The 12464-nt window shown below is 58.2% G+C and carries 12 protein-coding genes; 3 read left to right on the forward strand and 9 right to left on the reverse strand.

All coding sequences use genetic code 11. From position 1 onward, the window contains the following. Positions 1 to 15: 15 nt before the first annotated feature. The 9 genes from msrQ to mrcB all read right to left on the reverse strand — a co-directional run bounded on the left by msrQ (position 16) and on the right by mrcB (position 9833). Complete coding sequence (gene msrQ, locus RB216_RS24880) at positions 16 to 636, reverse strand: protein-methionine-sulfoxide reductase heme-binding subunit MsrQ (RefSeq protein ID WP_028617944.1); 621 nt, start codon at positions 634 to 636, stop codon at positions 16 to 18. Continuing rightward, positions 636 to 1649, reverse strand: coding sequence for a protein-methionine-sulfoxide reductase catalytic subunit MsrP (msrP, locus tag RB216_RS24885; RefSeq protein ID WP_028617945.1), 1014 nt, complete (start codon positions 1647 to 1649; stop codon positions 636 to 638). Before msrP ends, msrQ begins: the two co-directional genes overlap by 1 nt. Before the next feature lie 63 nt (positions 1650 to 1712). Continuing rightward, a complete protein-coding gene (pssA, locus tag RB216_RS24890) occupies positions 1713 to 2570 on the reverse strand; it encodes a CDP-diacylglycerol--serine O-phosphatidyltransferase (RefSeq protein ID WP_016976855.1) in 858 nt (285 codons plus the stop codon). A 144-nt stretch (positions 2571 to 2714) separates the two neighbouring features. Continuing rightward, complete coding sequence (gene ilvC / locus RB216_RS24895) at positions 2715 to 3731, reverse strand: ketol-acid reductoisomerase (protein WP_003194132.1); 1017 nt, start codon at positions 3729 to 3731, stop codon at positions 2715 to 2717. A 47-nt stretch (positions 3732 to 3778) separates the two neighbouring features. Further along, positions 3779 to 4270 (reverse strand): acetolactate synthase small subunit, encoded by a 492-nt coding sequence (gene ilvN, locus RB216_RS24900; protein WP_003176102.1) that lies wholly within the window; start codon positions 4268 to 4270, stop codon positions 3779 to 3781. Between the two features lie 2 nt (positions 4271 to 4272). After that, positions 4273 to 5997, reverse strand: coding sequence for an acetolactate synthase 3 large subunit (locus RB216_RS24905; RefSeq protein ID WP_028617946.1), 1725 nt, complete (start codon positions 5995 to 5997; stop codon positions 4273 to 4275). A gap of 431 nt (positions 5998 to 6428) precedes the next feature. Continuing rightward, entirely contained in the window at positions 6429 to 6758 is a 330-nt protein-coding gene (locus RB216_RS24910) for a YqcC family protein (protein WP_308908008.1), read from the reverse strand. Further along, the gene (locus tag RB216_RS24915) at positions 6758 to 7492 is read right to left on the reverse strand and encodes a tetratricopeptide repeat protein (RefSeq protein ID WP_028617948.1); all 735 of its coding nucleotides are present in this window, start codon (positions 7490 to 7492) and stop codon (positions 6758 to 6760) included. Before RB216_RS24915 ends, RB216_RS24910 begins: the two co-directional genes overlap by 1 nt. A gap of 16 nt (positions 7493 to 7508) precedes the next feature. After that, complete coding sequence (gene mrcB / locus RB216_RS24920) at positions 7509 to 9833, reverse strand: penicillin-binding protein 1B (protein WP_308908009.1); 2325 nt, start codon at positions 9831 to 9833, stop codon at positions 7509 to 7511. A gap of 118 nt (positions 9834 to 9951) precedes the next feature. On the opposite strand from mrcB, the gene RB216_RS24925 reads away from it, so the two are divergent. From RB216_RS24925 to RB216_RS24935, 3 genes are all read left to right on the forward strand, one after another. Beyond that, entirely contained in the window at positions 9952 to 11508 is a 1557-nt protein-coding gene (locus tag RB216_RS24925) for a bifunctional aminoglycoside phosphotransferase/ATP-binding protein (protein ID WP_308908010.1), read from the forward strand. Positions 11509 to 11601: 93 nt separating this feature from the next. Beyond that, on the forward strand, positions 11602 to 11946 hold the full coding sequence (locus tag RB216_RS24930) for a pentapeptide repeat-containing protein (RefSeq protein ID WP_016976848.1): 345 nt from the start codon (positions 11602 to 11604) through the stop codon (positions 11944 to 11946). Positions 11947 to 12137: 191 nt separating this feature from the next. After that, entirely contained in the window at positions 12138 to 12410 is a 273-nt protein-coding gene (locus RB216_RS24935) for a TfoX/Sxy family protein (protein ID WP_010206563.1), read from the forward strand. The last annotated feature ends 54 nt before the right edge of the window (positions 12411 to 12464 follow it).

Below are 12464 nucleotides of genomic sequence, written 5' to 3' on the forward strand. Positions count from 1 at the left end.
AACGTCAACCGTTAATTACGCTTTCGTTGAAGAAAGTGATTTTTTCGCAATAAGGCGCGGGATTCGACGCATTACAGGCGGGATCCGTAGCACCAGGAGCAGCGCACCTATAGAAGCATAGATAGCCCATTCCTTGAGGTCCGCCCGCACAATCCACAACATGTGAAGCAAGCCAAGTCCCAGAATCACGTACACCAGACGGTGCAGCTTCTTCCAACGGCTGCCCAACCGACGCTGACTGTAACGATTCGACGTCACCGCCAATACCAACAGCGACAGGAAACCCAACGCGCCCACGATAATGTAAGGCCGTTTGCGCAACTCAACGCCGAGCTGCGACCAATCCAACCCCAGCACAAACACACAATAAGCAGCCAGATGCAGCACGACATAAGCAAAGCACCACAACCCAAGCTGCCGACGCACCGCTATCCACCCTGCCCAACCACTAAGCTTCTGCAGCGGGGTCATTGCCAGGGTGATCAACAGCAGTATCAGCGTGCCGAGGCCCAGCCGATCAACCAGCACTTTGCCCGGATCCGGCCCCAGGACAGAACTCCAAGCTTCATATAGCCAGAACAACGGCCATACCGCCGCCACTATAAAGACGCCAATACGCCAAATCGGGTAACGCATCAGTAGTTCTTCCGCAGGTCGAGATCGGTATAGAGAGACGCCACCTCATCCGAGTAACCATTGAACATCTGCGTCTCGCGCACATTGGGGCTGAAGAGGCCACTCGGTAGACGACGCTCCCGCGCTTGGGTCCAACGCGGGTGATCGACCGTAGGGTTCACATTTGCATAAAAACCATATTCGTCCGCTGCAATGCTCTGCCAGGTGGTTTTCGGCTGCTCGCTGACAAGGCTGATGCGAACAATAGACTTCACACTCTTGAAGCCATATTTCCATGGCACGACCAAACGCAGCGGCGCGCCATTCTGGTTAGGCAGTTCGCGCCCGTACATTCCCACAGCCAGGATCGCCAAAGGATTCATCGCCTCATCCAGACGCAAGCCCTCTATATAAGGCCAATCGATCAAGCCAAAACTCGACCGCTGGCCCGGCATGCTCTTGGGATCTTGCAGCGTTTCAAAACGAATGTATTTGGCCTTGGAAGTCGGCTCAACCTGCTTGAGCAACGCCGAGATAGGAAAACCGATCCATGGAATAACCATTGACCATGCCTCAACACAGCGCAGACGGTAGATACGCTCTTCCAACTGATACGGATTCATGAAGTCTTCCAGAGCATATCGACCTGGTTTCGCGACTTCGCCATCAATCACCACGCTCCAGGGCTCGGTCTTGAGTGAGCCCGCATTGGTTGCTGGGTCGCCCTTACCTGTACCGAACTCGTAGAAGTTGTTGTAGTGGGTCGCATCCTTGAACGGGGTGATTGCCTCGTCCTTTACCGTGACAGCCTGCCATTTCGTGCCCGGCAGTTTCTCGGCAAACCAGCTCGGTGCCCTGCCCGCTTCGACATCGGCATAACGCGAGGCTTCGTCCGCACTCGCCCAACGCGGCAAGCTGCTGGCAGCAACGCCGGCAAGCGCACCACCGAGCAAGCTACGGCGAGAGAGATAGAAGGATTCAGGTGTGACATCCGATTCGTGGCAATCGGACGCTTTGGGCAATTTGATTAACATGGCAACTCCGCAGCATTGGAGGACTGATGCACCAATAGACTGCGGAGTATGGGGGAAATTACATTAAGGCAATGTTTTGTCGCGGCGCAGATGCAGTAAGTACTGAACCGGCCCCGAAGCGGCGTAAACCAGGAACGCCAGCAACAGAATACGCGGCGGGTCGCTGAACACCACGGCGAACACCAGCACCACTGCCAGAATCGCCACGAAAGGTACGCGCCCCTTCAGGTCCAGCTCCTTGAAGCTGTTGTACTTGATGTTGCTGACCATCAGCATGCCGGCCGCAGCCACCATCAAGGCCACCAGGAACGACATCTTCGAACCCTGGATGCCGTAATCGCTGAACGCCCAGACGATGCCCGCTACCACACCCGCAGCAGCCGGGCTGGCCAAACCGATGAAGTAACGCTTGTCGGCAGTTCCCACCTGGGTATTGAAGCGCGCCAGACGCAAAGCAGCACCCGCGACATAGATGAAGGCAACCATCCAACCGACCTTGCCCATGTCACCCAGCGCCCAGGCAAATGCCAGCAACGCGGGCGCAACACCAAACGCGACCATATCCGACAACGAGTCGTACTCGGCACCGAAGGCACTTTGCGTATTGGTCATGCGCGCAACACGACCATCCAGGCCGTCGAGCACCATGGCAACAAAGATGGCGATGGCAGCAAAGCCGAAATACTTGCTGGCACTCGCCGCATCACCTGCCGCCAGCGCGCTTTGGGCGCTCATGGAGTTGATGATGGAGTAGAACCCGGCAAACAGGTTCGCCGTGGTGAACAGGTTGGGCAAAAGATAGATGCCACGATGCCGGACCTTGCGGCCTTCAGCGTCATGCCCTTCTTCGACATGTTCATCGATCGGCAGCAGGCTTTCGGCGTCAGGAGCCTGGTTTGGCTCTTCGGGACGTTCGCTCATGGACTTTACCTTGCAACGGTGTGAAAAAATTCGACAGATACTTGCGGCGCGTGTTCGCCCGCAAACGATGCAGCTTTATACCAGAACCCGCCCCCCAAACGAAAAAACGCGGCCTAAGCCGCGTTTTCCCTTGATACGTACGACTTAGTTCTTGGCTTTGTCGACGATCTTGTTGGCACCGATCCACGGCATCATGGAGCGCAGTTGCTCGCCGATGACTTCGATACCGTGAGCGGCGTTGTTACGACGCTTGGCGGTCATCGAAGGGTAGCCGGTAGCGCCTTCGCTGATGAACATTTTGGCGTATTCGCCATCCTGAATACGTTTCAGGGCGTTGCGCATGGCCTGACGGGACTCGGCGTTAATCACTTCCGGGCCAGTCACGTACTCGCCGTACTCGGCGTTGTTGGAGATCGAGTAGTTCATGTTGGCGATACCGCCTTCGTACATGAGGTCAACGATCAGTTTCAGTTCGTGCAAGCATTCGAAGTAGGCCATTTCCGGCGCGTAGCCAGCTTCAACCAGGGTTTCGAAACCGGCTTTTACCAGTTCAACGGTACCGCCGCACAGAACGGCTTGTTCGCCGAACAGGTCGGTTTCAGTCTCGTCCTTGAAGGTGGTTTCGATGATGCCGGTACGACCGCCACCGACGCCAGCAGCGTAGGACAGTGCCACGTTCTTGGCGTTGCCCGATGCGTCCTGGTAGATCGCGATCAGGTCAGGGATACCGCCGCCTTTGACGAACTCGGAACGCACGGTGTGACCTGGCGCTTTCGGCGCGATCATGATCACGTCCAGGTCAGCGCGTGGCACTACCTGGTTGTAGTGAATCGCGAAACCGTGGGAGAAGGCCAGGGTAGCGCCCTTCTTGATGTTCGGCTCGATTTCGTTCTTGTACAGCGAGGATTGGAACTCGTCCGGGGTCAGGATCATGACCAGGTCAGCAGCAGCAACGGCAGAAGCAACGTCAGTCACTTTCAGGCCGTGGGCCTCAGCCTTGGCAACAGTGGCCGAGCCTTTGCGCAGGCCTACAGTCACGTCAACGCCGGAGTCTTTGAGGTTGCAAGCTTGCGCGTGACCCTGGGAGCCGTAGCCGATGATGGCGACTTTCTTGCCCTGGATGATCGACAGGTCACAATCTTTATCGTAATAAACTTTCATGAGGTTCCTCTATATATCCAGGCCGTAAGGCCATTCGCTAATTTGGGTTAGATGCTGAGTACTTTGTCGCCACGGGCAATCCCGGTGACACCACTGCGTACTGTTTCCAGAATCGAGGCCGTCCCGATCGACTGGATGAAGCTGTCCAGCTTGTCGCTTGTCCCGGTCAGTTGAACGGTATAAACGCTGGCGCTCACATCGACGATCTGCCCACGATAAATGTCGGTGGTGCGTTTGATCTCGGCACGTTGGGCACCCGTGGCCTTCACTTTAACCAGCATCAGCTCGCGCTCAATGTGGGCACTTTCCGACAGGTCGACCAGCTTGACCACTTCGATCAGCTTGTTGAGGTTCTTGGTGATCTGTTCGATCACCTCATCGTGGCCCACAGTGGTCAACGTCAGGCGCGACAGGGTCGGGTCTTCGGTCGGGGCCACGGTCAGGCTTTCGATGTTGTAGTTACGTTGCGAAAACAGGCCGACAACACGAGACAGAGCGCCGGGTTCGTTCTCCAGAAGCAGGGAGATAATGTGCCGCATGATTAAGTACGCTCCGTCTTGTTCAGCCACATGTCGCGCATCGAGCCGTCTTTGATCTGCATCGGGTAGACGTGCTCACTGGTATCCACCTTGATATCGATGAACACCAGGCGGTCTTTCATGGCGAACGCCTCTTCCATTTTCGGCTTCAGATCTTTCAAATCGGTGATGCGAATGCCGACGTGGCCATAGGCTTCAACCAGTTTGACGAAATCCGGCAGCGATTCCATGTAGGAATGGGAGTGACGGCTGTTGTAGCTCATGTCCTGCCATTGACGAACCATGCCCAGCACGCCGTTGTTCAAGCAGACGATCTTCACCGGAAGGCCGTACTGCAGGCACGTCGACAGTTCCTGGATGTTCATCTGGATGCTGCCCTCACCGGTGACGCACGCGACGTCGGTGTCCGGGAAGCTCAGTTTCACGCCCATGGCCGCAGGGAAACCAAAGCCCATCGTGCCCAGGCCACCGGAGTTGATCCAGCGGTTAGGCTTGTCGAACTTGTAGTACTGCGCGGCGAACATCTGGTGCTGGCCCACGTCGGAGGTCACAAAGGCATCGCCCTTGGTCACTTCGCACAGGGTCTCGATCACGGTTTGTGGCTTGATGATGCTGCCGTCGCCCTTGTCGTAAGGGAAAAGGCCGCGGTCACCGCGCCACTCGTCGATCTGCTTCCACCAACTGGCAACGGATTCCTTGTTCGGCGCCTCGCCAATGTCCTTCAGCGCAGCGACCATTTCGGTCAATACGCTTTCCACTGGACCTACGATAGGCACGTCGGCCTTGATGGTCTTGGAGATGGACGCCGGGTCGATGTCGATGTGGATGATCTTGGCATTCGGGCAGAATTTGCTCGCGCCGTTGATCACTCGGTCATCAAAACGTGCACCCACCGCCAGGATCACGTCAGCGTGGTGCATGGCCAGGTTGGCGGTGTAGCTACCGTGCATGCCGAGCATGCCGACGAACTGACGGTCTGTGCCCGGGAATGCGCCGAGCCCCATCAAGGTGTTGGTCACCGGCAGGTTGAGCAGCTTGGCCAGTTCGGTCAAGGGTGCAGAACCGCCGCCCAAAATGACGCCACCACCCGAGTACAACACAGGACGCTTGGCCGCCAGGAGCATTTCTGCCGCCTTGCGGATTTGTCCCGAGTGCCCGCGGACGGCCGGGCTGTAGGAACGCAGCTTGGCTTTCTTCGGGAAGATGTATTCGAACTTTTCGGCCGGGTTGGTCATGTCTTTCGGGATATCGACCACGACAGGGCCCGGACGACCGGACTGCGCGAGGTAGAAGGCCTTTTTCATGACTTCCGGGATTTCCGACGGATGCTTGATCATGAAGCTGTGTTTCACGATCGGCCGGGAAATACCGATCATGTCGGTTTCCTGGAATGCATCGGTCCCTACCATGGTGCTGGGCACCTGGCCGGAAATGATCACCATCGGGATGGAGTCCATATACGCAGTCGCGATGCCGGTAATGGCATTGGTGGCGCCTGGGCCGGACGTTACCAGTACCACGCCGGCTTTACCGGTGGCACGGGCGTAACCGTCAGCCATATGGGTCGCGGCTTGTTCGTGGCGAACCAGGATGTGGGTAACAGCCGGTTCCTTGAACAGTGCGTCGTAGACATGCAGCAGAGCACCACCTGGGTACCCGTAGATATAGTCGACGCCTTCGTCACGCAAAAAGCGGACGAGCATCTCACCACCAGATAAAAGCTCCACGTTGTTCACCTCTAAAACGCCAGAATACCGTCCGTTGAAAACCGACGGGTCTTAATAGGTTTACTTCTCAACAGAGCATGAGCGACGGTGGTCGCCGACTACGTCAGCACTGACTGAGCAAGTATTGGGATCGTCCCAAGTGTTGCGGGCTTTTCCCACCCAGCGCGAGGTAACGCGTTGCGGGTGTAACAGGTCGGCGCGGATGTGCGCCTCATGATCTGCTGAGCGGGCCTGCTTCTGGCAGTCCCGATACAGCGGACTTTGGATTCTTCTGTTTCAGGCCCTTCAAGTCAAGCAATAATTGCGCTTTTTTCCAACTAAGCGCATGAGAACGCAGGAGAAAGGGCTTTGAGGAGGGATAAAACTCGCCTGAATGTCGTCAAGCGGTAGAAATGTGCGCCACACTGCCGGAAAAACCGGCAGTCAGGCAATTAACGAGCGTCGACGATCAATTGGTCGAACTTTTTCAGCGCATTACGCAAACCACGGCTCTCTAGCGGGCGATCGACGTAGACCATTTCGGCCATCTCCAGAATGCCCGAGGCGTTGGGCAAAGGCAGATCTTGTTCAAGAATCTGCTTCATGCGCACCAGGAAGATCCACTGCAGCCACTGGTGAAAGTCCAGGGTGTCCACGGAAAAGGGCTCGACACTGCTGAGCGCCTCGGCGCTGGGGGACACATCGTCCCACCAGCCCTGCACCCGCAACTCTCGCTCTATGAGCAACAGCTGTTCGGCGATAGCGGGAAACCGTGCATCCATCAGAGGCTGACCTTGGCTTTTTGACGCGCTTGGGCAGCGCCAGCGGCATCGCCTTGTGCGGCACGCGCGTCGCCGATCAACGCCCACAGGCTAGCTTGCAGGTCGGGACGCCCGTTGGCGAGCGACAAGCCGCGACGGGCGAACTGCTCCGCCTGCGGCGCATCACCCTGGGCCATGCGTACCTGGGCCAAGCGATACAGCACTTGCGGCTCACGCGGCGCAACGCGCTGGGCACGCTCAAGACTCGACGATGCGCCGTTCAAATCACCGCCCGCCTGCTGTTGCTGGGCAGTGGTCAACAAAGCCAGCACCGGGCCATCCAGTTGCTCGTCAGCCGACAGGCCACCGCTGCTGGACGACGATGGAATGCCACTCGGCGTCGACGGCATGTTGTAGGTGCCCTGATTGATCGGGGCGGTCTGGATCGGCGTGGTATCGATCGGGCCGGAGTTGCTAGGCCCAGGGGTCCATGGCTCGGCGCTGATTGGGGCCGACGTCGCAGCACCACCGCCAGGCACCATCACCACCACGCCCGAATCCTGCGGCATGGCTTGCGGCTTGGCCTGGGCAGGACGATTGGTGACGGTCTGGCGGAACCCGCCATTGGCCGAGATCCGGTCGTTATTGGAGACGGCCGTGCTCGAGTCCACCACGGGAATGGAGCCGCGCTGCACGCTGGAGCAACCGCCGAGCAAAGCCAGAGCTGTAATAGCTGGAAACAACCACTTGTTCACTTGAAACCCTCTTTGCTTAATTCATCCAGCCCTTGACCCAATCCATCACCGATTCCGCATCAGCAGGGGCATTGCCACCACATGCGGCGCCGGGTGGCGGTTCGCTGCCGCGAATATACGGCATCTGTACCGCGCCCGGACAGTTGGCATCGGAGCCCTGTCCCGTGTGCGGATCAATCCAGGCCTGCACGATGTTATCCGGCTGCGGCATATTCAACGGCAGCGGGTCGGCCTTGCGCATGAAACTGGTCCAGACCTGCAGCGCACCGGTAGCACCGGTGAATGGCGTCTTGCCGTTATCGTCACGCCCCAGCCACACCACCGCCAGCACGTCCTGACCAAAACCGGCAAACCAGCTGTCACGCGAATCGTTACTGGTGCCCGTCTTGCCCGCCAAGGTCAGGTTCGCCGGCAGCACGCTGTACACCGAGCGCCCCGTACCTTCACGCATCACACGCTGCATGGCGTTCTGGATCAGGTAAATGGAGCCTGCGTCGAAACGCTGCTGGATTTGGAACGGGTAGCGCTTGAGCGGCTCGCCCTCGGCGGTCAGAACACTGCGGATTCCGCGCATCGGGGTATTGAAACCACCGTTGGCGAGGGTCTGGTACATGGTCGCGACTTCCATCGGGGTCATCGCCCCCGCGCCCAGCAGAATCGATGGAAACGCCGGGAACTCACGGGTAACGCCCAGCCGCGCGATGGTCTTGAGGACATTTGGTACGCCGACTTCAAGGCCGAGTCGCGAAGTGGATATGTTGTAGGAGTGCGCAATCCCCTGATACAGGAATACAGTACCGTGGGAGCGGCGGTCGAAATTCTGCGGCGTCCACACCTGACCATCTGCACCTTTGACCGACAGCGGATCATCCGACAACCAACTGGTAAGCGTGTATTTGCTCGGCTTTTCCAAAGCCGTCAGATAGACCGCTGGCTTGACCAGCGAACCGATCGGCCGCACCGCATCCAGCGCACGGTTGAAGCCGGCAAAGCTAGCCTGGCGACTGCCGATCATGGCCTGGACTTCACCGGTTTCCGGGTTGGTCACGACCATGGCCGCTTCGACTTCATCGGAACCTTTACGGCCCGTCAGACGCTTGAAGGTGTCGTTGACCGACGCTTCGGCCTTCATCTGCAGGATCGGATCGAAACTGGTAAAGATCCGCAGGCCTTCTTCGGTCAAGTCTTCGTCGCGATAGTCTTCACGCAGTTGGCGTTTGACCAGATCGATAAAGCCTGGGAAGGAGCTGTCTGCCAGTTTGCCGCGGGTGGTTACACCCAGTGGCATTTTCTTGGCCGCGGCGACTTGTTCAGCCGTGGCAACACCCTGTTGCTCAAGCACGTCGAGCACCAGATTGCGTCGCTCCAGCGCACGTTCAGGATTGCGGCGCGGGTTGTAGTAGGAAGGCCCTTTGACCATGCCCACCAGTAACGCGACCTGGTGCAACTTCAATTCGGACAGCGGCTGACCAAAGAAGAACTGGCTGGCCAAACCGAAACCGTGCACGGCGCGCTGGCCATCCTGACCGACGAAAACCTCGTTGAGGTACGCCTCAAGGATTTCCTGCTTGCTGTAGTGCAGCTCCAGCAGCATCGCCATCATCGCTTCGGTAAGTTTGCGGGTCAGGCTGCGCTCGTTGGTCAGGTAAAAGTTCTTGACCAATTGTTGCGTCAGCGTACTGCCGCCCTGAGTCATCTTGCCGCCGGAGGTGTTCACCCAGACTGCGCGGGCAATCGACTTCGGCGACACACCCCAGTGACTGTAGAAATCGCGATCTTCAACGGCAACCAAGGTTTCCAGCAGATACGGTGGCACCTGATCAAGTTTGATCAGGATGCGGTCTTCAAGGTTTTTCGGATAAATGCCGCCGATCATCAGCGGTTCCAGGCGAACCACCGGCAACTTTGAACCATTGAGCGACGACAGTTCAGCTACATAATCGCCAGAGAAGCGCACGCGCACCGGCTGGGCTTTCTCCAGGCCTTCGTAGAACTGGAAGCCACGGGTATTCAGGTCGACAGTGTTACCACTGACGGCTGCGGCACCCGGACCGTTGCTCACGGGTTCGCGGCGGTAGCCCAAGGCGTCGAGTTCGGTAAGGAAGTCATCCTTGCTCAACTTCTGGCCGGTGAACAACTCCAACGGGCGCGCGTACACCTTGGCCGGAATGGTCCAGCGCTTGCCAGAGAACTTCTCCTGAACCACGGCGTCGAGGTACACCGCAAAGCCGGCGAGCACGACGAGGCCTACAAGGCCGAGCTTGAGCGCCCAGCCCAGCCAAGGGCGCAGGCCGCGGGAAGGAGGTTTTTTACGGGAACGGGGAGATCGGGTTCGAGTCATGGCGGCGGATTATACGCACTTTATCGATGATCAACATGAGCCGGACAGCGGTTTGCATGACCGCTTGTAGCGGCCATAATGCCCGCCATGTTTTCCCCCAGACTCTGAAGGATCGCCCGTGAGCCAGTCCCTGATCGCTGCCCTGCAAAATCCGGCTTTATACCCTCACCCGGTTGAAGCGTTCCAAGTCATCGAGACCCATATTTCCTGGGTCGTCCTGACCGGCCCGTATGCCTATAAGCTGAAGAAGCCGATGAACTTCGGCTTTCTCGACTTCACCGATCTGGAAAAGCGCGGCCACTTCTGCCGGGAAGAATTGCGCCTCAACCAGCGCCTGACTGAAGATTTGTATCTTGAAGTGTTGCCGATCACCGGAAGTGCCGAAGCGCCGCAGTTGGGCGGCGACGGCCCGGTCGTCGAATACGCGCTGAAAATGCGCCAGTTCCCGCAGAGCCAGCTGCTCAGCACCTTGCAAGCCAACGGCGAACTGACAAGCGCGCACATCGATGAGATGGCCAAGCAAATCGCGCACTTCCACCTCACTGCGCCAAAAGTCCCGCAGGAACACCCGGCCGGCACCCCGGATGAGGTCATGGCACCGGTTCGCCAGAACTTCGACCAGATCCGTCCGTTCCTCAGCGACAAGGCTGACCTGGCTCAGTTGGATGCTCTGCAGGCCTGGGCCGAAAGCAGCTTCGAGCGCCTCAAGCCGTTGTTCTCCCAGCGCAAAAAGGACGGTTTCACCCGCGAATGCCACGGTGATATTCACCTGGGCAACGCCACTTTGATCGACGGCCACGTGGTGATCTTCGACTGCATCGAGTTCAACGAGCCGTTCCGCTTCACCGATGTGTATGCCGATACCGGTTTCCTGGCGATGGACCTTGAAGACCGGGGCCTCAAGTCCCTGGCTCGCCGTTTTATCAGCCAGTACCTGGAACTGACCGGCGACTATCAAGGCCTGGAAGTACTGAACTTCTATAAAGCCTATCGCGCTCTGGTCCGCGCCAAGATCGCGCTGTTCAGCATGCCGAGCGAAGCCAGCCCGGTGCAACGCGCCACGACCCTGCGCCAATACCGCAACTACGCCAACCTGGCGGAAAGCTACAGCACCATTCCGTCGCGCTTCCTGGCCATTACCCACGGTGTGTCGGCCGTAGGCAAAAGCCACGTGTCCATGCGATTGGTTGAAGCCCTGGGCGCCGTGCGCCTGCGTTCAGACGTGGAGCGCAAGCGCCTGTTCGGCGAGCAGCAGGTGGAAAACACGCCACACGCTGGCATCTATGCGGCCGACGCCAGTGTGGCAACTTACGCACGCTTGAATGAAATTGCCGATACCGTGCTACGCGCCGGTTACCCGGTGGTGCTGGATGCGACGTTCCTTAAACGCGAACAACGCGATGCAGCGGCCAAAGTAGCTGAGGCCACAGGCGCGCCCTTCCTGATCCTGGATTGCAATGCGCCGCAAGCCGTTATCGCCAGTTGGTTGGCGCAACGTCAGGCGGACAAAAATGATCCTTCCGACGCGACACTGACGGTTATCGAAGAACAGCAAGCCACTCGCGACCCGCTGAATGCCGAGGAGTTGCTCCTCAGCAAACGTGTTGAGACCAATGAAAGTGGCACCCTCGATGCGCTGGTGGCGCATATTCGTCAGCGCCTGCCTGGCCTGTAAGAAAAATTTCTTGGTCGTGTCGTCTACTTAGGGGGCACGACCAAGCAATAGTGGCACTATAATGGCGTCATAAATCCAACAGGAGTCGCCGTCATGAGTCACCCCAAGCTTCTTGATACGCCGCTTTACTCGCTCCTGCATAAAGACGATATCCGTGGCTTCAACCAGGAACGCCCTAAAGACGGGGTCATCGACATGCGCGGCGGCGACTTCCGCGGGCTGGATTTGCGTGAGCTGAACACCGCTGGCGTGGACTTCACCGATGCCTATTTTCGCTCTGCCGACCTGCGTGGCCTGGACCTGCGCGATTGCCCACTGGAAGGCGCCAGCCTGGCCCATGCACAGATATCCGGCACCTACTTCCCGCCAGAGCTGACCGCCGATGAGATCCTCATGTCGGTTAATTTCGGCACTCGCCTACGCTACCGCACCCGCTGAAACCCTCTGCTTAAGCCCCGGCTCGCTCAGCCTGGCCGGGGACTTCCTGCCTGCCTGACCTCGCCATTCTTATGGGCTTTAGGCCGTTTCCGACTAAAGAACTACGCTTTTCCTACTGAGCGCTACACTCCTTTGCAGGCTTGCCTGGTCTCGATACCCACCGCACCATTCGGCCGTCGCAAGGAGGCTTGATGAACGATGAGCTGCAACACCTGAAAAACCTCGGCAAGACGTCCGCACAGTGGCTGCATGCGGTGGGCATCCACAGTGCGTCGGACTTGCGCCGCCTGGGAGCGGTCGATGCGTACCGGGCCGTACGTACGCGTGGCTTTCGCGCCTCCAAAGTCCTGTTGTATGCCATCGAAGGGGCGTTGATGGATGTGCACTGGAATGACATTCCTGCCGAGCGCAAGGAAGCCTTGAACCGTCAATTGGACGCCCTATCGGCACGCCAGAAGAATTAGCTCGTCGACTAACCCCAACATTTACAGGCATTGCGAACAAGCGTTTGAGAAAAC

It is taken from the genome of Pseudomonas canadensis, assembly GCF_030980095.1.
Lineage (GTDB): Bacteria > Pseudomonadota > Gammaproteobacteria > Pseudomonadales > Pseudomonadaceae > Aquipseudomonas > Aquipseudomonas canadensis.